The following is a 22,158-nucleotide window of genomic DNA, read 5'->3' as shown; positions in this document are numbered from 1 at the left end:
ACGACCTCGCCAAGCCGTAGTACTTCCAGGCCGGGCGGCACGAAGCCCCGTTTCCCAAGACCCTTGGGAAACGGGGCTTCGTGCTGCCCGGTAACGCTTCGGCATCCTCCGGGCCACGGACCATTGACACCCCGCTGACGGGGCCCGTACGGTCCTTCCCAAGCGACTGGAAACTTTCCTAACAGTTCGGCTCCCCGAACCCGAGGGTTCACCCTCGTCGCTCCCCCCACCAGCCGGAAGAGGAGGATTTCGCGCGTGACCAAGACCACCGCCAAGGCCCCCCTCGCCGGCACCCCCAGCCTGCTGCGCGCCATCAACGACCGCGCCGCCCTCGAACTGCTGCTGGAGAACGGACCGCTCTCCCGCACCCAGATCGGCACCCTGACCGGCCTCTCCAAGCCCACCGCCTCCCAGCTGCTGGCCCGCCTGGAGGCGGCCGGACTGGTCCTGCCGGTCGGCACCACCGCCGGCGGCCCCGGCCCCAACGCGCAGCTGTACGAGGTGAATCCGGCCGCCGGCCACGTCGCCGGACTGGACGTCACCAACAGCGAGATCAGAGTCGCCGTCGCCGACATCACCGGCTCCACGCTGGCCGAGCACGCCGTGCCGACCAAGGGCGTGCCGGCCGCCGAGACCGTCGCCAAGGTCGCCGCCGCCGTCGCCGAGACCGTCCGCGCCGCCGGGCTGGCCGCGGGCAGCCTGCGCACCGCCGCGATCGGCGTCGGCGGCGCCCCCGACCCGGTCACCGGCAAGCTGCGCTACGCCTCCCACCTGCCCGGCTGGCACTCGCCGCGGCTGGTCGAGGAGCTGTCCGAGGCGATCGGCGCGCCCGTGTCGATCGAGAACGACGTGAACCTCGCCGCCGTCGCCGAACAGGCCTCCGGCGCGGCGCGGGGCTCCGAGGACTTCGTCCTGCTCTGGGCCGGTGCGGGCACCGGCGCCGCGATCGTCATCGCCGGCCGGCTGCACCGCGGCTTCACCGGCGGCGCCGGGGAGGTCGGCTACATGCCGGTGCCCGGCTCACCGGTCGCGCGGGACGTGCGCCGCCGCAAGTTCGGCGGGTTCCAGGAGCTGGTCGGCACACCCGCCGTCCGGACCCTGGCCCGCGAGCACGGGCTCGGCGCGCCCACCGCCGAGGACTCGATCGCCAAGGCCCTGGAGACCCCGGGCGCCGGCGACGCCTTCCTCGTCGAACTGGCCGGCCGGCTCGCCGTCGGACTGGCCGCGATCGTCGCCGTCGTCGACCCCCAGCTGGTGGTCCTCTCCGGCGCGGTGCCCACCGCGGGCGGCGAGCGCCTGCGCGCCCTCGTCGAGGACGAACTGGCCAGGCTCTCCATCGCCCGGCCCGAGGTCCGCAGCAGCGCCCTGCCCGGCTCGCCCGTCCTGCTCGGCGCCCTGCAACGCGCGCTGGCGGACGCCCGCGAGGCGGTCTTCTCCACCCACTGACAGCCACCCGACTGACAGCCACCCACCGACAGCCGCTCACCGACGCTCACCGACGCCCACCCGCCGACGCTCCCCGGTCGCCCGCCACCCCGCACGCACCCTGCACCCACCTCTCCCCACCCCCGAACGCGGGCCCCGAGGCAATGACGCCTGCCCGCGCACCCCCAGGAGGACCTCGAAGTGCACTCCACCACCTCCCGCAGAGGCCGTCGCACGATCGCCGCCGTCACCGGCACCGCCGTCCTGGCCCTGCTCGCCACCGCCTGCACCGGCAGCAGCGAGAGCAGCGGCAGCGACGACTCGGCCAGCGGCAAGGACGTCACCATCACCTTCTGGCACGGCTGGAGCCAGGACAACGAGGTGAAGGCGATCAACGACAACATCGCCGCCTTCGAGAAGGCCCACCCCAACATCCACGTCAAGGCCGTGGACAACATCGCGGACGACAAGGTCAACCAGGCCCTGCGGGCCGGCGGCGACGACGCGCCGGACGTGGTCTCCTCCTTCACCACCAACAACGTCGGCATGTTCTGTTCGACCAAGGCGTTCACCGACCTCAAGCCGCTGCTGCAGAAGAGCGGCATCGACCCGGTCAAGACCTTCCCGGCCGCGATGCTCAACTACACGCAGTTCCAGGGCAACCAGTGCTCGCTGCCGCTGCTCGGCGACGCCTACGGCCTCTACTACAACAAGAAGGCCTTCGCCGACGCGGGCATCGCCAACCCGCCGAAGACCTTCAGCGAGTTCGCCGAGGACGCCAAGAAGCTGACCCTCGCGGACGGCGACGGCTACAAGCAGCTCGGCTTCATGCCGCTGTACCACGGCTACGAGTCGACCACCGAGCACTTCCTGGGCCAGTACGGCCCGACCTACTTCGGCGCCGACGGCAAGTCGAACATCGCCGCCGACCCGAAGGTCGCCGCGATGCTCAAGTGGCAGAAGGGCATGGTCGACCAGCTCGGCGGCTACACCAAGCTGGAGAAGTACCGCGCCACCTTCGGCGAGGAGTTCAGCGCCAAGAACCCCTTCCTCACCGGCAAGGTCGCGATGGCCATCGACGGCGAGTGGCGCACCGCCGCCCTCGCCGACAACAAGCCCGACTTCGACTGGGCCACCGCCGCGTTCCCCGTCCCGGACGACCAGGCCGACACCTACGGCCGCGGCTACCAGACCGGCACCATCGTCGGCATCGCCAGCAGCAGCAAGAAGCAGGCCGCGGCCTGGGAGCTGGTCAAGTACCTGACCACCGACACCGACGCGGTGGTCGGCTTCGCCAACGCGATCCACAACGTGCCCAGCACCTTCGACGCGCTCAACTCGCCGAAGCTGACGAACGACCCGAACTTCAAGACCTTCATCGACGTCGCCAAGAACCAGTACTCGGGCACCACCCCGGCGGCCGTCAACGGCAGCGGCTACATCGCCTCCCTGCAGAACCTCGGCTACGACTACGAGTCCGGCAAGCAGCCCGATCTCGCGGCCGGCCTCGCGGCCACCGCCAAGGAGATCGACGCCGCCATCGCCCAGGCGAAGTAGCGGAAACGGTCCACGGAGCTCCCATGTCACTCGCGTTCGGCACCCGCAAGGGCACCGGATCGACCGACCCGGCGGCGCCCTCCACGCAGCACCTGCTGCGCCGGAAGCGCCGCCGGGAGGCGGCCCGCACCCTCGCCTTCCTCTCCCCCTGGCTGATCGGCTTCGGTGTCTTCTTCCTGTACCCGCTGATCTCCACCGCCTACTTCTCCTTCACCAAGTACAACGGCTTCGGCGCCCCCACCTTCAGCGGCCTGAAGAACTGGGACTACGTCTTCAACGACCTCCCGGCGTTCTGGCAGGGCCTGCGCAACACCGTGTGGCTGGTCTTCATCATGGTGAGCCTGCGGGTCGCCTTCGGCCTCGGCATCGGCCTGCTCATCACCAAGGTCAAGACCGGCGCCGGCTTCTTCCGCACCGCGTTCTACCTGCCGTACCTGGCACCGCCGGTGGCCGCCACCGTCGCCTTCGCCTTCCTGCTCAACCCCGGCACCGGCCCGGTCAACCACTTCCTCGGTGAGCTCGGCCTCCCGCAGCCCGGCTGGTTCGCCAGCGCCGACTGGTCCAAGCCCGCGCTCACCATGCTCGCCATGTGGGGCATCGGCGACCTGATGGTCATCTTCATGGCCTCGCTGCTCGACGTCCCCAAGGAGCAGTACGAGGCCGCCGAACTGGACGGCGCCGGACCCTTCCAGCGGTTCCGGTACGTCACGCTGCCGAACATCTCGCCGATCATCATGTTCGCCGTGGTCACCGGCGTCATCCAGACCATGCAGTACTACACCCAGGCGATCGTCGCCGGGAAGGTCGCCGGCGGCATCGCGGGCAACTCCGGCCAGCAGTTCGAGCCCGGCTTCCCGCAGGGCTCCACCTGGACCCTGCCGCAGATGGTCTACAACCTCGGCTTCCAGCGCTTCAACTACGGCGCGGCGTGCGTCGTCGCCCTGGTGCTGTTCGCCATCTCGATGGCCGTCACCTCGCTCCTGCTCCGCCGCAAGTCCGGCTTCATGGCGAGCGACGACTAGTCCGTGTGCTGCGGACCCAGCGGACCGATGAGGACCCGATCATGACTCTCAGCTCCACACTCACCAAGGCGCCCGCCCCGGCCGGCCCCTCCCGCGCCTCCGGCCCGGCCGCCCGGGCGGCCCGCCGCCGCGCGATGCTCCACTGGGTGGCCGTGCACTCGCTGGCCATCGCCGCCGCGCTGTTCTTCCTGCTGCCGTTCGTCTTCGCCTTCCTCACCTCGGTGATGACCGACCAGCAGGCGCTCACCACCGACTACTGGCCGACCTCCTGGCAGTGGGGCAACTACGGCAAGGTCTGGGACACCCCCGGCTTCCTCACCTGGTGGCGCAACACCCTGCTCTACGCGGGCCTCGGCACCGTACTGACCATCGTCTCCAGCCTGCCGGTCGCCTACGCGCTCGCCAAGTTCCGCTTCCGGGGCCGCAACCTGGCGCTGATGGCCGTCATCGCCATGATGATGCTCCCGCCGCAGGTCACCGTCATCCCGATGTACCTGTTCTGGGCCAAGCAGCTCGGCCTCGGCGGCTCGCTCTGGCCGCTCATCATCCCGATGGCCTTCGGCGACGCGTTCTCGATCTTCCTGCTGCGCCAGTTCCTGCTGACCATCCCCAAGGAGTACATCGAGGCCGCCCGGATCGACGGCTGCGGCGACCTGCGCACCCTGCTGAAGGTCGTGCTGCCGATGGCCAAGCCGGCCATCGCCGCCGTCGCCCTGTTCCAGTTCTTCTACTGCTGGAACGACTACTTCGGCCCGCAGATCTACGCCAGCAACAACCACGCGGCCTGGACGCTCTCGTACGGCCTGGAGTCGTTCAAGGGCGCCCACCACACCAACTGGAACCTCACCATGGCCGCCACCCTCCTCGTGATGGCACCGGTGATCATCCTCTTCTTCTTCGCACAGAAGGCCTTCATCGAAGGCGTGACACTGACAGGGGTCAAGGGCTGATGTCCGCACTCAAGTTGGCAATCGTCGGCGGCGGTTCGACGTACACCCCGGAGCTGATCGACGGCTTCGCCCGGCTCCGCGACACCCTGCCGATCGGCGAGCTGGTGCTCATCGACCCGGCCGCCGACCGGCTGGAGCTGATCGGCGGGCTCGCCCGGCGGATCTTCGCCAAGCAGGGGCACGGTGCCGTCGTCACCACCACCGTCGACGTCGAGGCCGGTGTCGCCGACGCCGACGCCGTGCTGCTGCAACTGCGCGTCGGCGGGCAGGCCGCCCGCAACCGGGACGAGACCTGGCCGCTGGAGTGCGGCTGCGTCGGCCAGGAGACCACCGGCGCCGGCGGCCTCGCCAAGGCGCTGCGCACCGTCCCGGTCGTCCTCGACATCGCCGAGAAGGTCCGGCGCGCCAACCCGGACGCCTGGATCGTCGACTTCACCAACCCCGTCGGCATCGTCACCCGCGCGCTGCGCAACGCCGGCCACAAGGCCGTCGGCCTGTGCAACGTCGCCATCGGCTTCCAGCGCAAGTTCGCGACCCACCTCGGCGTCGACCCGGAACTGATCCGGCTCGACCACGTCGGCCTCAACCACCTCACCTGGGAGCGCGGCGTCACCCTGCTCGACGCCCCGGGCTCGACGACGGGCCGGGAGGTGCTGCCGGAGCTGCTCGCCGCGCACGGCAAGGCCATCGCCGAGGACCTGCACCTGCCGCAGCCCGTCATCGAGCGGCTCGGCGTCGTACCGTCCTACTACCTGCGCTACTTCTACCAGCACGACGCCGTCGTCGAGGAACTCAAGGTGCAGGGCTCGCGGGCCGCCCAGGTCGCCGAGATCGAGCGGCAGCTGCTGGAGATGTACGCCGACCCGGCCCTCGACACCAAGCCGGAACTCCTCGGCCAGCGCGGCGGCGCGTTCTACTCCGAGGCGGCGGTCCAGCTGATCGCCGCGCTGCTCGGCACCGGCGGCGGGACGTCCGTACAGGTCGTCAACGCGCCGAACAACGGCGTGCTGCCGTTCCTGCCCGACGACGCCGTCATCGAGGTCCCGGCCGAGGTCGACGCCAACGGCGTCCGGCCGCTCCCCCAGCGGGCCGTCGAGTCGCTGTACGCCGGCCTCATCGCCGCCGTCACCGCGTACGAGCACCTCGCCCTCGACGCCGCCCTGCACGGCGGCCGCGACCGGGTCTTCGACGCCCTGCTCGCCCACCCGCTGGTCGGCCAGCTCGAACTCGCCGACCAGCTCACCGATCGGCTGCTCGCCCACAACCGCGAGCACCTCGCCTGGGCCTGACGGCCCGGGGCCCGGCTACGCCCCCGGGCCCCGCCGGGAAAGCCGCCCGGCCCGCGATATGAGGGTGTCGCGGGCCGGGCACTGCGAGGAGACCGACCACCCCCGGCCGGGGACAACGCCACGGCCGGGCCACGTACGAGCCGCGGGGACCTGATGACCCACCAGCCCGAACCGATCCTGCCAGGCGTCCTCGCCATCGACGCCGGCAACTCCAAGACCGACGTCGCCCTGATCGGCGCCGACGGCACCGTCCACGGCACCGCCCGCGGCGGCGGCTTCGCACCCCAGAAGATCGGCGGCGCCGCCGCCGTCGCCGGCCTCGCCCCGCTCGTCGAACAGGCCGCCGCCGCGGCCGGCCACCCCGCCTGGAGCGGCGTCCTCACCAGCCACGTCAGCGCCTGCCTGGCCAACGCCGACCTGCCCGTCGAGGAGGAGGCCCTGCGCGCCGCGCTGGAATCCCACCCCTGGGGCGCCAGCAACACCGTCGTCAACGACACCTTCGGCCTGCTGCGGGCCGGCACCGACGGCCCGCGCGGCGTCGCCGTCGTCTGCGGCGCCGGCATCAACTGCGTGGGCCTGCTGCCCGACGGCCGCACCGCCCGCTTCCCCGCCCTCGGTGAGCTCACCGGCGACTGGGGCGGCGGCGGGGGCCTGGCCGTCACCAGCATGTGGCACGCCGTCCGCCACGAGGACGGCCGCGGCGGCCCCACCGGGCTCTCCCGCGCCATCGCCGAGCACTTCGGCCTGCCCAGCGCCGGCGCCGTCGCCGAGGCCGTCCACCTCGGGCACCTGCCGACCAGCCGGCTGCACGAGATCGTCCGGGTGCTGTTCGCCGTCGCGGAGCAGGGCGACGAGGTCGCCCTGGGGCTGATCGACCGCCAGGCCGACGAGATCGTCCGGCTCGCCGTCGTCGCCCTGCGGCGGCTGGAACTGCTCGACACGCGGACCCCGCTGGTGCTCGGCGGCGGCGTGCTCGCCTCCCGGCAGCCGCTGCTGATCGACAACCTGACCGTCCGTCTGGCCGAGGCCGCGCCGCTCGCCGAACCGCGGGTCGTCGTCGCGCCGCCCGTCCTGGGCGCGGCCCTGCTCGGACTCGACCACCTCGGGGCGGGCCCCGCGGCCCAGGCCCGGCTGCGCGAGGCGTACGAGGCGCAACGGCCCGTCGCCGTCTGACCGTTACGCCGCCCCTCAAGACTCCCGCCGCCGCCGGATCCGCACATCCGGCGGCGGCGGGAACCACAGCCCGTGCACCAGTCGTGTACCTGTGTGACGAGTTCCGCCGCCGTCCGGGGAGACTAGTGCCATGGCCGTGCCCCGAACCCTCCTCGCCGCGCTGCTCTGCTGCACCGCCGCAGCCGCCCTCGCCGCCTGCACTCCCGCCGACTCCGCGCCCACCATCGCCGCCGCCTCCGCCGCCGCCGTCGCCGACGGGGCGTACGACGACGAGGACGACCTGCTGGACGACGACCTCGCCGGCCCCGAGCCCAGCATGGACACCTCCCCCTCCCCCTCCGCCGACTGCGCCACCCCGACCCCGACCGAACGCCCCGGGCACACCGTCCTCGTGGTCATCGCCACCGACGACGGCGACGTCACCGCCCAGCCCGCCCGCTACTCCTGCGACGAGGCCCGCTACGAGGGGACGGGAGCGCCGGCCCGCTACGGCTTCGCGACCGCCGGGGTCGAGGCCACGCTCGTCGACCACCCGCACGCCGACCCGACCAGACCCGTCCGGCTGGAGGACGTGCTCGGGCACCTGGAGGACTGCCTGGCCGAGCACGAACCCGACCCGCCGTACGGGTGCTACGGCAACGTGTACGACGTGGTGCTGGACTCGCACGGGCGGATCATGCGGATCGGGGAGCTGGTCGGGCCGTGATCCGGCCGTGGACCGGCTGAGCTCGGAACCGGCTCAGGACGGGGCGACGAGGCCGAACTCGTAGGCCTGGATGACCAGGTGGACCCGGTCCCGGGCGTCCAGCTTGGTGAACAGCCGGGCCACGTGCGCCTTGGCGGTGGCCACGCTGATGGTCAGCTCCTCGGCGATCTCGCCGTTGGACAGCCCGCGGCCGACCAGCGTCAGCACCTCGCGCTCGCGGTCGGTGATCCCGTCGACCGTCGCCCGGCCGGACCGGGCGGCGGCGGGCTGCGGGCGGGCGGCGAACTCGCCGATCAGCCGGCGGGTGATGCTCGGCGCGATCAGGGCGTCCCCGGCGGCGACCACCCGGACGCCGTCGAGGATGGTCTCCAGGGCGAGGTCCTTGACCAGGAAGCCGGCCGCCCCGGCCCGCAGCGCGCCGTACACGTAGTCGTCGTCGTCGAAGGTGGTGAGGACGAGGACGTGGGTCGGCAGGCCGGGGTCGGCGGTGATCCGGCGGGTGGCCTCGATGCCGTCCATGCCGGGCATCCGGATGTCCATCACGGCGACGTCGGGGCGCAGCCGGCCGACCAGTTCCACCGCCTCGGCGCCGTTGCCGGCCTCGCCGACGACCTCCAGGTCCGGGGTGTCGGCGATGAGCACGCGCAGACCGGTGCGGATGAGCGGCTGGTCGTCGACCAGGACGACACGGATCACGGGGAGACCTCCACGGGGAGCGGCAGTCGGGCGGCGACCTGGAAACCGCCCGCGGGGCGCGGGCCGGCGCTGAACTCGCCGTGCAGCAGGCCGACCCGCTCGCGCATGCCGGCGATGCCGTAACCGGAGCCGGCGGACGGCCCGCCGGCTCCGGCGCCGAGGTCGACGACGGTGACGGCGACCTCCTCGGGGCCGTAGTCGACGGTGACCCGGCAGTCCCGGGTGCCGGAGTGCTTGACCACGTTGGTGACCGCCTCCTGCACGATGCGGTAGGCGGCGAGGTCCACCTCGGGCGGCAGCGGGCGGGGCTCGCCGAGGCGGGTGAGCGCGACCCGCACGCCCGCGCCAGCCGTCTGCTCGACCAGCCGGTCCAACTCGCCCAGCCCCGGGGCGACCTCCATCGGCGCGGACTCCGGCTCGCCCTGGCGCAGCGCCCCGAGCATCCGGCGCAGCCCGGCCAGGGTCTCCCGGCTGGTCGCCTCGATGGCGTTCAGCGCGTTGCGGGTCTCGGCGGGCTGGGTGTCCATGACCCGGCTGCCCATCCCGGCCTGGATCGCGATGATGCCGATGCTGTGGGCGACCATGTCGTGCAACTCGCGGGCGATCCGCAGCCGTTCGGCGGTGATCGCCTGCTCGGTGGCGCGGCCGCGCAGGGCCTCGGTGTGCGCCCGGCTCTGCCGGACGGTGTTGCCGACCAGCCAGGCGATCGCGGCGGTCGAGGCGAACGCGGCTTGGGCGACGAAGTCGGTGTGGTAGTCGTTCGCCACCCGCCAGACCGCCAGGGCGGCCACCAGGGCGACCGGCATCGCGGCGGCGCACAGCGACACGGCCCGGGAGCGGGTGGCCGTGCAGTAGCCGATCGCCGCCTCGGCGAGCAGCAGCTGCACCACGGCCGTCTCCTGGATCCGCATGCCGATCGTGAACGCGCACGCGGCCAGCGGGATCGCCACCGCCAGCAGCGGAAGCCGGACCAGCAGCGACGCCATCAGGGTCGTGACCACCGCGGTGACCAGCAACGGCATGTCCTCGAAGTTGCCGTTGTAGCGGAACAGGTGGGCCAGCTCGTTGCTCCGCTGGAAGCTGCGGAACGTGATGACGGCCACCCAGAACGCCGCCACCCAGACGCCCGGCGGCAGGCGCCTGAACAGGGGCGGACGAGGGTTGGTGATCATCGCCCGATGGTAGCGGCGGCCCGCGCGGCGGCGCATTGGCCCGAGGGCGTAATCCCCCGGGCCAGTGCGGCCGCCGGCGGTTGTGGCCCGCGGCCCGATGCCCGTCCGGGGCCCCGGACGGCACCGTTGTCCCCGTGATCGAGATCGAGCGACTGACCAAGCGGTACGGCGCCACCACGGCCGTCGACCAGTTGACCTTCACCGTCCGGCCGGGCACCGTCACCGGCTTCCTCGGCCCCAACGGCGCCGGCAAGTCCACCACGCTGCGGATGATCCTGGGGCTGCACACCCCGACCGAGGGGTCCGTCACGGTGGACGGCGTGCCCTTCGCGGACCGGCCGCGCGGACTGCGCCACGTCGGCGCCCTGCTGGACGCCCAGGACGTGCACGGCGGGCGCAGCGCCCGGGCCCACCTGTCGGCGCTCGCCCGCGGCAACCGCATCCCGCTCCGCCGGGTGGACGAGGTGCTCGCCGAGGTCGGCCTCGGCAAGGCCGCCGGGCGCCGGATCGGCGGCTACTCGCTGGGCATGAAGCAGCGGCTCGGCATCGCCGGCGCGCTGCTCGGCGACCCGCCGGTGCTGCTGTTCGACGAGCCGCTCAACGGCCTCGACCCGGAGGGCGTGCTGTGGGTGCGCGGCCTGTTCCGCCGCCTCGCCGAGGAGGGGCGGACGGTCTTCGTCTCCAGCCACATGATGGCCGAGATGGAGCACACCGCCGACCGGCTGGTGGTGATCGGCCGGGGCCGGCTGATCGCGGACGAGAGCCTGGCGGAGTTCTCCGCCCGCAACGCCGTCACCAGCGTGGCCGTCCGGGCGCCCGAACTGCCGTCGCTCGCCGAGGTGTTGCGGGCCGAAGGGGCGGCCGTACGGCAGGCGCAGGAGCCGGACGGGGCGGTGGTGACCGGGCTGCCCGCCGCCCGGATCGGCGAACTCGCCCTGCGGCACGGCCTGGTGCTGCACGAGCTCGCCACCCGTACCTCGTCCCTGGAGTCGGCGTTCATGTCGCTGACCGCCGACAGCGTCGAATACCTGGCAGGAGATGCCCGATGAGTACCGCCGCCCTCGCCCCCGCCCGCCCCCGCACCCGCCCGGCCGAGCCGCGGCCCCGGTTCGGCGACCTGCTCGCCGCCGAGTGGATCAAACTGCGCTCGCTGCGGTCCACGTACTGGGTGCTGGCGCTGGCCTCGCTGGCCGCGATCGTGGTCAACCTGAACGCCGTCCACACCGACCTGACCTACATCGACCACCCCCGCCCGCCGGTGCCCGGCTTCCCGCCGTACCGGTACGACCCGCTGTACCACGGCCTCAGCAGCATCTCCGGCGCCCTGATGGCCGTCGCGGCCGGCAGCCTCGGCGCGATCACCGTGTTCGGCGAGTACACCACCGGCATGATCCGCACCACCTTCGCCGCGGTGCCCGACCGGCGGGGCGTGGCCGTGGCCAAGGTGGTGCTGGTCGCCGGCCTCACCTCGCTCGCCGGGGCGGTGGTGTCCGCGGTGTCCTTCTTCGGCAGCAACGCCATGCTGGCCTCCCGGCACGCCGGGCTCTCCATCACCGACGAGGGCTGCCTGCGGGCCGTCCTCGGCTACGCGGCGATCGTGCCCGTCTGCGCGCTGATCGGGATGGCCCTCGGCGCCCTGCTGCGGCACGCCACCGCTTCGATCGTCTCGCTGGTCATGCTGCTGTTCATCGTGCCGATGCTGTTCGGTGGCGACCGCTACCGCTGGCTGAAGGAGATCGGCAACCACCTGCCGCTCGCCGCCGAGGGGAGGCTGACGATCAACCCCAACTCCTCGACGACGATGGGCAAGTACGCGCCGAGCGTGCTCGACTCCTGGATCACCCTGGGCGCCTGGGCGGCCGTCGCGCTGGCGGCGACGGTGGTCCTGATGCGGCGGCGGGACGTCTGACCCCGACGGAAGCCGGGGTGTCAGGCGGCCGAGGTCGCCGCGGCGGCCGCCTTGGCGCGGAAGGCGCCGAGGGTGGCGGCGGGGACGCCGCAGGCGGGGAGGAAGGCCTCGGCGCCGCCGTGGCGGGTGCGGACGCGGTCGAGGAAGACGGCCATGGCCTCCGCCGGGGCGTCGAGGAGCGGGGCGGGGATGGTGAGTTCGCGGCCCTCGGAGTCGGTGACCCGGGCGCCGCGGGCGTTGAGCGCGGTGCGGTGGCGCTCGGAGAGGCCGGCGAAGATCTGCGGCAGGGCGTCGGCGGTGCGGGCGTAGTCGGCGACGATCCGCTCGGCGGGCACGCCGAGGAGGTCCAGCAGCAGGGCGGTCAGCAGGCCGGTGCGGTCCTTGCCGGCGGCGCAGTGCAGGAGGACGGCGCCCGGGCGGGCGGCGGCCTCGACGGCGGCGGTGACGGCCTCGGGCGCGGACTCGGCCAGCAGCACGTAGTAGTCGCCGAGGTCGGCGGCGGTGGCCATGGTGCGCATCCGGGCGGCGAGGCCGTCGCCGGTGGGGTTCACCGGGGCCGCGACGACGGCTATCCCGGCGGCCTCGGCGGCGGCCCAGTCGGCGGGGTCGGTCTCGCGGGTGTCGCGCAGGTCGACGATGGTGCGGATGTCGCAGGCGCGCAGCTGGGCGACGGTCGCCTCGTCGGCGGCCGGGAACGGCTGGGCGGAGCGGTACAGCACGCCGGGGCGGATCCGCCGGCCCTCGGGGTCGCCGAGGACGGCGGGGTCGCGGAAGTTGACCAGGGACATGCGCGGGCCTTTCGGTGGGGCCGTGGGGGGAGGGGGCCTGACATCCAGACGTCCATCTGGACGTCTAGATGTCTAGTCCCTCCCCGGGGTGCGGAGCAAACCACGGTCGCCCGCACCCCTCCATCCCACCCCCGCCGACCGGCCCCGTCGACCGGAGGGAGGGGACGGGAAGAAGGAGGGCGGGGAACCGGCGGTGGGCAGGCGGCGGCCGAGCCGTCCCGGATGGACACGGTGATCCGGACCTCCGCCCGGCCCGCGATAGCGCCAGGTCAGCCGCCCACCCCGCACCGTTCGGCACCGTATCGATCCTGCTAAAGTTCCGCGCCGGATCATCACGCGTCACGGGGGGCGGAGTACCGCGGTGTCCGAGGGGACCGAGCACGACATACCCACCGAACTCGCCGAGGTCTACCTCGGGCTGCTCGCCGACGCCTCCCGCACCGGGAGGCTGCTGCGCCGGGACGAACTGGAGTGCCTGCGCACGCTGGGCGAGCACTGCGCCGAGGCCGGGTACGGGCTGCGCGACGTCGTCGCGCACTGCCTGTCGGCCACCCGGCGGGCCTGGCAGACGCTGCCGGGCATCACCGCGGCAGGCGGCGTCGGGGAACTGCGCCGGATCGGCGACGCCGTGCTCGCGGCGACCGAGGCCGCACTGGCCGCACTCGGCGAGGGGCACGAACGCGCGCAACGCATGGCGGTCCGCCAACAGGAGTCCGCGCGGCGCGAGTTCATCGACGACCTGCTGTACGGCCGCAGCGACCTGGGCCTGCTGGCGGAGCGCGCCGAGCGGTTCGGGCTGCGGCTGGCGGGCGCGTACGCGGTGGCGGTGGCCGTCGGCGACACGCCGTACGCAGACGTCCACCCGCTGGTGCACCGGGTGGAACGGGAGCTGGTCGGGCGGTTCGGCGAGCGGGACGTCCTGCTCGCCGGCAAGGACGGCCGGCTGGTGTGCATCGCCCCGGACACCGAACGCGCCGTCCTGGAGGCCTTCGCCGACCTGACGCTGCGCCCCGGCCCCGGCTACCGCCCGGTGCTGCGGGTGGCCACCGGGCGCCGGCACTCGGGGGCCAGCGGGGTGCTGCGCAGCTACGAGGAGGCGCTGGGCGCGCTGGACTACGCGGACCGGCTGGACCTGCCGGCACAGCAGCTGAAGGCCGAGGAACTGCTGGTCTTCCCCGTGCTGATGCGCGACCGGGCGGCGATGGCCGACCTGGTGCGCAGCGTGCTGGGCCCGCTGACCGAGGCGCGCGGCGGCGCCCGCCCCTTGCTGGACACCATCGCGGTGCAGGCGGAGGCCGCGTACGTGAACGCGGAGGCGGCCCGGCGGCTGGGGCTGAGCGTGCGCACGCTCGGCTACCGGCTGGAGCGGATCAAGGCGCTGACCGGCTACGACCCGTCGGACGCCCTGCAGCGGTTCACCCTGGAGACGGCGGCGATGGGGGCCCGGCTGCTGAACTGGCCGGAGCAGCCGCTGTAGACGGCGGCCAAACGCCCCCGGGCCGTGCGTTCCAGGGTGTCAAAGGGCCGTAAAGATTGCCGGATCCTGGCAATGTGCGAACGGCCCCTCCGCTGTCACGATCTCCATGGCGCCGAGGTGCGGCGCCGTGGGAACAGCGGGGGAGCGTGGCCGGGATGGGGGGATTCGTCGCGGCCGCGCTGGCTTTTCCGACGGCGCTGTTCAGCTTCGCGCTGGTGGTGGTGGTCGGGTACTGGCTGCTGATGCTGGTCGGCGGCCTGGGCTTCGACGCCCTGCACGGGGGACACGGCGTCGGGCATGCCGGTCACGTCGGCCATGCCGGTCACGCGGGCGACCTGGGCCACGGTGCCGGGGGGCACGCGACCCACGGGGGACACGGGGGACCCGGTGCCCAGGACGGGCACGGCGCCGACGGCCGGGGCGCCCACCACCACGGAGGCGTGCTGGGCGCGCTGGGGCTGGGCGGGGTGCCCGTGACGGTGGCGGTGTCGCTGCTGGTCGCGCTCGCCTGGTTCGTCAGCCTGGCCGGCACCGTCCTCACCTCGGGGGCACCGGCGCGCGGCGGCGTGTTCGCCGTCGCGCTGGTCGCCTCCTGGGCGGGTACCCGGCTGCTGGTCCGGCCGCTGTCCCGACTGTTCCCCGAGGACCGTCCGGCGACCCGGGGGGACTTCGTCGGCCGCGTCTGCGTGATCCGCACCGGCCGGGTGACGGCCGACTTCGGGCAGGCGGAGGTCACCGCCGAGGACGGCTCCACCGCGACCGTCCAGGTCCGCACGCTCACCGAGGAGCCCGGGCTGGCGGCCGGCCGCACCGCCCTGATCTTCGACTACGACGCCGACGGCGAGCACTTCCTGGTGGCGCCGTTCGACCCGGCGCTACCGGGCGGCTGACTCCCCCGGGCTGCGCCTGAGGGCCGCAGGCGTCCGCTTGTTCCGCTTATCTCTCTCTCATCCGCTCGACTTCGCACCATCTCGTCATCTCGTCAAAGGACTCCGTGATGGACACCATCGCCGTGGGTTTCGGCATTCTCGTCGCCGTCGTACTGCTCATCGTGCTCGCCATGCTGCTGTTCGTGGGCCGCTTGTTCCAGAAGGTCGAGCAGGGCAAGGCGCTGATCGTCTCCCGCACCAAGAAGGTGGACGTCACCTTCACCGGCGCGATCGTCCTCCCGGTGCTGCACAAGGCCGAGTTGATGGACATCTCGGTGAAGACGGTGGAGATCCACCGCGCCGGCCGGGACGGGCTGATCTGCCGGGACAACATCCGGGCGGACATCCGGATCTCCTTCTTCGTGCGGGTGAACAAGACCGTCGAGGACGTCATCAAGGTCGCGCAGGCCATCGGCACCGCCCGCGCCAGCGACCCGTCCGCGATCCAGGAGTTCTTCGCGGCCAAGTTCGCCGAGGCGCTGAAGACCGTCGGCAAGCAGCTCGACTTCACCGACCTCTACACGCACCGGCACGAGTTCCGGGACCAGATCATCGCGGTCATCGGCACCGACCTCAACGGCTACACCCTTGAGGACGCGGCCATCGACCACCTCGAACAGACCCCGATGAACCAGCTGGACTCCGACAACATCCTCGACGCCCAGGGCATCCGCAAGATCACCGAGCTGACGGCGATCGAGCACGTGCGCACCAACGAGTACCAGCGCACCGAGGAGAAGGAGATCACCCGGCAGAACGTGGACGCCCGGGAGGCCGTCCTCGAACTCCAGCGCCGCCAGGCCGACGCCGAGATCCGCCAGCGCCGCGAGATCGAGACCCTGCGGGCCACGGAGGACGCGGTGATCGCCCGGGTCCAGGAGGAGGAGCGGCTGAACGCCCAGACCGCCTTCCTCCGGACCGAGGAACTGCTCGGCGTGCAGCGCGAGAACCAGGCCCGCGAGGTCGCGGTGGCGCAGAAGAACCGCGAGCGGGTGATCGCCGTGGAGAACGAGCGGATCGAGAAGGACCGCCTGCTGGAGGTCATCGGCCGCGACCGGGAGACCGAACTCGCCACCATGGCCAAGCAGAAGGAGGTCGAGTCCCGCCGGCGGGAGGTCGCCGACGTGGTCCGCGAGCGGGTGGCGGTGGAGCGCACCGTCGCCGAGCAGGAGGAGGCCGTCAAGACGCTGCGCGCCACCGAGGACGCCGAGCGCACCCGCCGCGCGGTGATCATCCAGGCCGAGGCGCAGGCGCAGGAGAAGCTCGTCAAGGACATCAAGGCCGCCGAGGCCGCCGAGCAGGCCGCCTCGCACAAGGCCCGCGAGTCGCTGGTGCTGGCCGAGGCCCGCCAGCAGACCGCCGAACTGGACGCCACCGCCAAGATCCGGATGGCCGAGGGCATCCGGGCGGAGGCCGCCGCCGAGGGGCTGGCCCAGGTGCAGGTGCGCGAGCAGGAGGCCGCGGCGGTGGAGAAGGTCGGCCGCGCCGAAGCCGCCGTCCAGGCCGAGAAGGCGAAGGCCGCCGCGCTGGAGATCGGCGCCAAGCTGAAGGCCGAGGCCGAGGGCCTCACCGAGAAGGCCGCGGCGATGGCGAAGCTGGACGAGGCCTCGCGCGGGCACGAGGAGTACCGGCTGCGGCTGGCCGCCGAGAAGGACGTCCGGCTGGCCGGGCTGGACACCCAGCGGCAGATCGCCGAGGCGCAGGCCGCGCTGGTCGCGGCCGGGCTGGAGAAAGCGAAGATCGACATCGTCGGCGGGGACGGGGTGTTCTTCGACCGCCTGGTGCAGTCGGTGACGGCCGCCAAGAGCGTCGACGCCTTCGTCGGGCACTCGCAGACCGCCCAGGCCCTGGCCGGGCCCTGGCTCGACGGCAGCGCCAGCTTCACCGAGGACCTGACCCGGGTGCTGTCCTCGGTGTCCACGACGGACGTGCAGAACCTGACGGTGTCCGCGCTGCTGATGCGGATGATCGGCGCCGGAGGCGGCGAGCAGGCCGGGCAGCTGCGGCAACTGCTCACCTCGGCACAGAAGTTGGGGATCGCCGAGACGTCGATCGGGGCGCTGACGTCGGTCAACGGCTCCAGGTGAACGTGAACGCCTGAGTCGCCTGAGTACCCGATCTCCTGAGCAGTCGAGAAACTGAGTAGTTGAGGAACTGACGTGGTGGACGCCCTCGACGCCCGGCTCGACGCCGGCACCTACGAGGTCCTGCGCGGCCGACTCGCCCGGTCCGCCGCCGAACTCGCCGAACGCGCACAGGCGTTGAACGCCCGCCGGGTCGGGGAGTTCGGCGGCGGGGAGCTGCGGCTGGTCGGCACCGGCCGGCTCACCACCGGCCGGGCCTGCCTCCCGCAGGACCTCACCGCCGCCGGCGGGCTGCTCCTGCTCGGCACCCGCCCGGGCGGCGCGCCCGACGCCGCCGTCTCCGCCTCCGCCGTCTCCGCCTCCGTTTCCGCCGGCGCCCCGGCCGAGGGCTCCCCGGGCGCCGGGCCGCTCGGGGAGGTCCTGAGCGTCCACCACCCCGACCTCACCCCCGTCCCCGCCGAGGGCACCCTGCTGGACGACCCGCGCCTGCGCCAGGACCTCGCCGACCTGCACCGCTACTTCCGCGACGCCCGACTGGAACGGCTGCGCCCCGTCGGCGGCCGCCTGCTCGCCGTCTTCCGCACCGGCCCCGCCGCCGCCGACGTCCGGGTGCTGCGTTGGCGCCCCGTCGACGACCTCGCCGACGACGGGCACCCGGCCTACCAGGACGGGCGCGGCGAACGCGACCACACCGCCGCCGACGGCCAGCAGCTCGCCTGGACCCCCCTCACCCGGGACGACCAGCTGCCCGCCGCCCCCGGCAGCCCGCCGCGCGCCGACCTCGGCGGCGAACTCCGGCTCGGCATCGACGGCGGCCGGCTGACCGTCACCGCCCCCGACGGCCGCGAACTGCACCACGAACCCCTCGCCGAGGCCCTGCAGACCCTCGCCGACGCCCAGATCGCCCACGCCCGGCTCGGCACCCTGCTGCTGGTGCGCGTGCGCCCGTACCAGGAGGAGACCGTCCGGCACCTGGTCTGCCACCTGCCCACCGGCCGGGTCACCCGGATCGACGCGCTCGGCCAGGCCTGCCTGCGGCTGCCCGCCGACCAGGGCGTGGCCTTCCCCGGCGGCTGCCACCTCACCGACGGCACCGTGCGCAGCTACGACCAGCCGGTGGACGGCCTGGCCTACGAGCGCACCCTCGTCTCGCCCAACGGCGAGGACGTGCTGTACGAGTTCCGCTCCCCCGCCGACGGCCGCGCCCTGCTCCAGCCGTACAACAGCGTCCGCCAGGAGGCCGCCGCCCCGCTGCCCTGCCAGGGCTACGCGCTGCTCGCCGACGGCACCCTGATCGCCCTCCGCCCGGCCGAGGACGGGCCCACCCGACTGCACCCCGTCCAGCTGTGGCAGACCCCGTTCACCAGCGAGCGCCACGCCGCCGCGCAGCCGCCCGGCACCGGCCCGCTCGCCCGGATCGGCAACGCCGACCTGGTCCGCGGCCTCGCCGACTGCCTCTCCCTGGCCCGGCTCGCCGCCGCCGGCGCCGACACCCCGGCCGGTCACCAGGCCGTCCTCGCCGCCTGCACCCGCACCGCCGACCGGCACCACTGGCTGGGCCAGCCCGGCCTCGGCGACCTCGCCGCCCCGCTCGCCGAGATCCGCGACACCGCCCGGCAGGTCATCGCCGAGTACGAGGCCGTCGCCGAACTCACCGCGCACGCCGCCCGGCAGACCGAACAGGCCGCCGAACACGTCGAAGGCCTGCTGCGCACCGCCCGCGGCGAGACCCTCGCCGACGCCGCCGAATGGGTCGACCGGCTCGCCGGGCTGCGCCGCGCCCAGGGCCGGGTCGAGGCGCTGCGCGACCTGCCGCGCGCCGAGCCCGCCCGGATCGACGCGCTCGCCGCCCACCTCGCCGAGGGCCTGACCGAGGCCGCCGCCCGCGCCGTCGGACACCTCGCCGAACCCGAGGCCTTCGCCCCGCACCGCCGGCGCGCCGGCGAACTCGCCGACCGCTGCGCCGCCCTCGCCACCGCCGCCGGAGCCGAGCCGCTGGGCCTGCGGATCTCCGAGCAGAGCGAGGCGTTGCAGACCGTCTCGGAGCTCGTCGGCACCCTCGACCTGGCCGACGCCACCACCCGCACCGCCATCCTCGACCGGCTCGCCGACGTCCTCGGACTGCTCAACCGCGCCCGCGCCGCCCTCACCGTCCGCCGCCGCGACCTGCGCACCCGCGAGGCCGCCGCCGAGTTCGCCGCCGAAACCGCCCTGCTCGCCCAGGCCACCACCGCCGCGCTCGCCGCCGCCGACACCCCCGAGGCCTGCGACGACCAGCTCGGCCGACTCCTGCTGCGGATCGAGCAGTTGGAGACCCGATTCGCCGACGCCGACCCGGCGCTGGGCGAACAGCTCGCCGACCGGCGCACCGGAATCCACAACGCCCTCACCGCCCGCCGCCAACACCTGCTGGAGGAACGCGCCCGCCGCGCCGACCGGATCGCCGCCTCCGCCGAACGCATCCTCGACACCCTGCACCGGCGGCTCACCGCCCTCGACACCGCGGCCGAGATCGACGCCGCCCTCGCCGCCGACCCGACCGCCGTCAAACTCCGCGACCTCGCCGCCCAGTTGACCGCACTCGGCGACCGGGTCCGGGCCGAGGAGCTGACCGGACGGCTGCGCGCCGCCCGCAGCCGCGCCCACCGGGCCCGACGCGACCGCGCCGAACTCGCCGGCGACGGCCCCGGCACCCTGCGACTGGGCCGCCACCTGTTCGCCGTCACCACCCAGCGGCCCGAACTCACCCTCGTCCCCTGGCGCGGCCGCCCCGCCTTCACCCTCACCGGCACCGACTACCGCTCCCCCGTCACCGACCCGGCGTTCGCCGCCACCGAGCGCTACTGGGGCCGGCCGCTGCCCTCCGAGACCCCCGCGCTGTACCGGTCCGAATACCTCGCCGCCAGTCTGCTGCTGGCCGCCGAACCGGACGGGCTGGACACCCTGCGTGCCGAGGGCGACCTGCTGGAGTTCGTCCGCCGCGCCGCCGAACAGCGCCCGGACGAGGGCTACCAGCGCGGCGTCCACGACCACGACGCGGCGCTGCTGCTCCGCGCTCTGCTCGAACTCCACGCCGAGGCAGGCCTGTTGCGCCACCCGGCGGCCGCCCGGGCGGCCGCTCAGCTGTACTGGGCGCACGGCGCCGACGAGCGGCAGCGACTGGTCTGGCACACCCGGGCCCGCTCGCTCGCCCTCGCTCGCGCCCTCGCCCGGCAGGCCTTCGGCGCCGCGCCACGACTGGGCCTGCCGGCCGCACCGACGGCCCTGACCGCGCCAGCCCCGGCCGCACCTGCGGCCCTGACCGCGCTGTCCGACCTGTCCGACGAACTGAGCTCCGCCGTCACGGAGTTCACCTCGTGCCCGCAACCCGCCGGCCCATACCTGGTGGCCGAACTCGCCGCCGCCACACCCACGTTCGCTTACGCGCCGGGGGCCGCAACCCTGCTCGACAAGTTCCACGCCGCACCCGAGTCCGCCGGTCTCACCGAAGCGCTGGCCGCACTGCCCGCCGAGCCCGCACTGCTGCCCGCCCGACACCAACTCGCCCAGGCCTGGCTGGAGTCCAGCGCCTTCGACGCCGACCCCGGCGACCTCGCCGAGGCCGCCGCCGCGCTCCTCTGCCCGTCCCTGCCGCGCCGGCCCGCCGAAGGCACCGCCACCACCCGCCTCACCGGCCTGCTCGGCGACCACCCCCGGCTCCCGGGCGGCGCGCTCGACCTGCGCCTCGACGAACTCCTGTCCCGGGTGGCGGAGTTCGCCGCCACCGAGGCCCCCGGATACCGCGCCTACCAGCGACTGCGCGCCGACCTGCTGGCCGCCGAGCACACCCGGCTACGGCTCGACCAGTACCGGCCGGCCCCGCTCAACGGCTTCGTCCGCAACCGACTCATCGACCAGGTCTACCTGCCGCTGGTCGGCGACAACCTCGCCAAACAGCTCGGCACCGCCGACGCCGGCGGACCGGTCGACCGCAGCGGCCTGCTGCTCCTGGTCTCCCCGCCCGGCTACGGCAAGACCACCCTCGTCGAGTACCTCGCCGAACGGCTCGGCCTGCTGCTGGTCACCGTCAGCGGCCCCGCGCTCGGCCACCGGGTCACCTCCCTCGACCCCGCCGAGGCCCCCGACGCCACCTCCCGCCGCGAGATCGAGAAGCTCAACTTCGCCCTGCACGCGGGCGACAACGTGCTGCTCTACCTCGACGACGTCCAGCACACCTCGCCCGAGCTCCTCCAGCGCTTCATCCCGCTCTGCGACGCCCAGCGCCGGATCGACGGGGTGTGGGACGGCGAGGCCCGCGAGTGGGACCTGCGCGGCAAGCGCTTCGCCGTCGTCATGGCCGCCAACCCGTACACCGAGTCCGGCCGCCTCTTCCGGCTGCCCGACATGCTCGCCAACCGCGCCGACGTCTGGAACCTCGGCGACGTCATCGCCGGGCGCGAGGACCTCTTCGCGCTCAGCTTCGTCGAGAACGCCCTGCCCGCCAACCCGCACCTGGCCCCGCTCGCCACCGCCGAGCGCGCCGACCTGGACACCCTGCTGGCCCGCGCCACCGGCACCCCGGGCGGCCCCCTCACCGGCGCCTGGCCCGCCGCCGAGGCCGAACGGATGACCGCCGTCCTCGCCGGACTGCTCCACCTGCGCGGCACCGTCCTCGCCGTCAACCGCGCCTACCTGGCCTCCGCCGCCCAGGACGACCGCACCCGCACCGAACCCGCGTTCCTCCTCCAGGGCTCCTACCGCAACATGGCCAAACTCGCCCAGCGCCTCGACCCGGCCCTCACCCGCCCCGAACTCGACGCCCTCCTCACCGACCACTACCGCGCCGAAGCCCAACCCCTCGGCGCCGACGCCGAAGCACAGCTGCTGAAGCTGGCCGAACTCCGAGGCTGCCTCACCCCCGCCCAGGCCACCCGCTGGGAGGAGCTCAAGCACACGCGGCGGGGGTGACGGCCGGCGGCGCTCCCCACGTCAGGGGCCGGTT

16 protein-coding genes are annotated in these 22,158 nt (G+C 73.7%); 13 read left to right on the top strand and 3 right to left on the bottom strand.

The window, feature by feature from the left end:
- Positions 1-255: 255 nt before the first annotated feature.
- From ACFWPI_RS21465 to ACFWPI_RS21435, 7 genes are all read left to right on the top strand, one after another.
- Positions 256-1,446 (top strand): ROK family transcriptional regulator, encoded by a 1,191-nt coding sequence (locus tag ACFWPI_RS21465; protein ID WP_244293469.1) that lies wholly within the window; start codon positions 256-258, stop codon positions 1,444-1,446.
- Positions 1,447-1,626: 180 nt separating this feature from the next.
- Complete coding sequence (locus ACFWPI_RS21460) at positions 1,627-2,982, top strand: ABC transporter substrate-binding protein (RefSeq protein WP_380378686.1); 1,356 nt, start codon at positions 1,627-1,629, stop codon at positions 2,980-2,982.
- Between the two features lie 23 nt (positions 2,983-3,005).
- The gene (locus tag ACFWPI_RS21455; RefSeq protein ID WP_079135906.1) at positions 3,006-4,004 is read left to right on the top strand and encodes a carbohydrate ABC transporter permease; all 999 of its coding nucleotides are present in this window, start codon (positions 3,006-3,008) and stop codon (positions 4,002-4,004) included.
- Positions 4,005-4,045: 41 nt separating this feature from the next.
- Positions 4,046-4,954, top strand: a complete 909-nt coding sequence (locus tag ACFWPI_RS21450) for a carbohydrate ABC transporter permease (RefSeq protein WP_063351434.1) — start codon at positions 4,046-4,048, stop codon at positions 4,952-4,954.
- Positions 4,954-6,243, top strand: coding sequence for a 6-phospho-beta-glucosidase (locus ACFWPI_RS21445; protein ID WP_380378688.1), 1,290 nt, complete (start codon positions 4,954-4,956; stop codon positions 6,241-6,243). Before ACFWPI_RS21450 ends, ACFWPI_RS21445 begins: the two co-directional genes overlap by 1 nt.
- Before the next feature lie 153 nt (positions 6,244-6,396).
- Positions 6,397-7,416 (top strand): N-acetylglucosamine kinase, encoded by a 1,020-nt coding sequence (locus tag ACFWPI_RS21440; RefSeq protein WP_380378690.1) that lies wholly within the window; start codon positions 6,397-6,399, stop codon positions 7,414-7,416.
- A gap of 130 nt (positions 7,417-7,546) precedes the next feature.
- Positions 7,547-8,122, top strand: a complete 576-nt coding sequence (locus ACFWPI_RS21435) for a hypothetical protein (protein ID WP_063349449.1) — start codon at positions 7,547-7,549, stop codon at positions 8,120-8,122.
- A gap of 33 nt (positions 8,123-8,155) precedes the next feature.
- Here ACFWPI_RS21435 and ACFWPI_RS21430 read toward each other — a convergent pair whose 3' ends face one another.
- Together ACFWPI_RS21430 and ACFWPI_RS21425 are read right to left on the bottom strand one after the other, a co-directional pair.
- Positions 8,156-8,818 carry a response regulator transcription factor gene (locus ACFWPI_RS21430; RefSeq protein ID WP_063349448.1) on the bottom strand — a complete coding sequence of 221 codons (663 nt, stop codon included), beginning with the start codon at positions 8,816-8,818 and terminating at the stop codon, positions 8,156-8,158.
- Entirely contained in the window at positions 8,815-9,990 is a 1,176-nt protein-coding gene (locus ACFWPI_RS21425; RefSeq protein ID WP_380344702.1) for a sensor histidine kinase, read from the bottom strand. The genes ACFWPI_RS21430 and ACFWPI_RS21425 overlap by 4 nt, the downstream gene beginning before the upstream one ends.
- 134 nt (positions 9,991-10,124) lie before the next feature.
- On the opposite strand from ACFWPI_RS21425, the gene ACFWPI_RS21420 reads away from it, so the two are divergent.
- Together ACFWPI_RS21420 and ACFWPI_RS21415 are read left to right on the top strand one after the other, a co-directional pair.
- On the top strand, positions 10,125-11,039 hold the full coding sequence (locus tag ACFWPI_RS21420; protein WP_063349447.1) for an ABC transporter ATP-binding protein: 915 nt from the start codon (positions 10,125-10,127) through the stop codon (positions 11,037-11,039).
- A complete protein-coding gene (locus ACFWPI_RS21415) occupies positions 11,036-11,899 on the top strand; it encodes an ABC transporter permease (RefSeq protein ID WP_380378693.1) in 864 nt (287 codons plus the stop codon). Before ACFWPI_RS21420 ends, ACFWPI_RS21415 begins: the two co-directional genes overlap by 4 nt.
- A gap of 20 nt (positions 11,900-11,919) precedes the next feature.
- On the opposite strand, the gene ACFWPI_RS21410 is transcribed toward ACFWPI_RS21415, so the two are convergent.
- Positions 11,920-12,687, bottom strand: a complete 768-nt coding sequence (locus ACFWPI_RS21410) for a tyrosine-protein phosphatase (protein WP_063349445.1) — start codon at positions 12,685-12,687, stop codon at positions 11,920-11,922.
- Between the two features lie 361 nt (positions 12,688-13,048).
- Here ACFWPI_RS21410 and ACFWPI_RS21405 point away from each other — a divergent pair, with 361 nt between their 5' ends.
- The 4 genes from ACFWPI_RS21405 to ACFWPI_RS21390 all read left to right on the top strand — a co-directional run bounded on the left by ACFWPI_RS21405 (position 13,049) and on the right by ACFWPI_RS21390 (position 22,124).
- On the top strand, positions 13,049-14,164 hold the full coding sequence (locus ACFWPI_RS21405) for a PucR family transcriptional regulator (RefSeq protein ID WP_380378696.1): 1,116 nt from the start codon (positions 13,049-13,051) through the stop codon (positions 14,162-14,164).
- A 155-nt stretch (positions 14,165-14,319) separates the two neighbouring features.
- Positions 14,320-15,054 carry a hypothetical protein gene (locus tag ACFWPI_RS21400; RefSeq protein ID WP_380378698.1) on the top strand — a complete coding sequence of 245 codons (735 nt, stop codon included), beginning with the start codon at positions 14,320-14,322 and terminating at the stop codon, positions 15,052-15,054.
- Positions 15,055-15,161: 107 nt separating this feature from the next.
- A complete protein-coding gene (locus tag ACFWPI_RS21395; RefSeq protein WP_380378700.1) occupies positions 15,162-17,180 on the top strand; it encodes a flotillin family protein in 2,019 nt (672 codons plus the stop codon).
- A gap of 72 nt (positions 17,181-17,252) precedes the next feature.
- Positions 17,253-22,124, top strand: a complete 4,872-nt coding sequence (locus ACFWPI_RS21390) for a DNA repair ATPase (RefSeq protein ID WP_380378702.1) — start codon at positions 17,253-17,255, stop codon at positions 22,122-22,124.
- Positions 22,125-22,158 lie beyond the last annotated feature (34 nt).

This window comes from Kitasatospora sp. NPDC058492, from assembly GCF_042720685.1.
Taxonomy (GTDB): Bacteria; Actinomycetota; Actinomycetes; order Streptomycetales; family Streptomycetaceae; genus Kitasatospora.
Note: the sequence above shows the minus strand (reverse complement) of the source record. Positions and strands in the feature narration are given on the sequence as shown.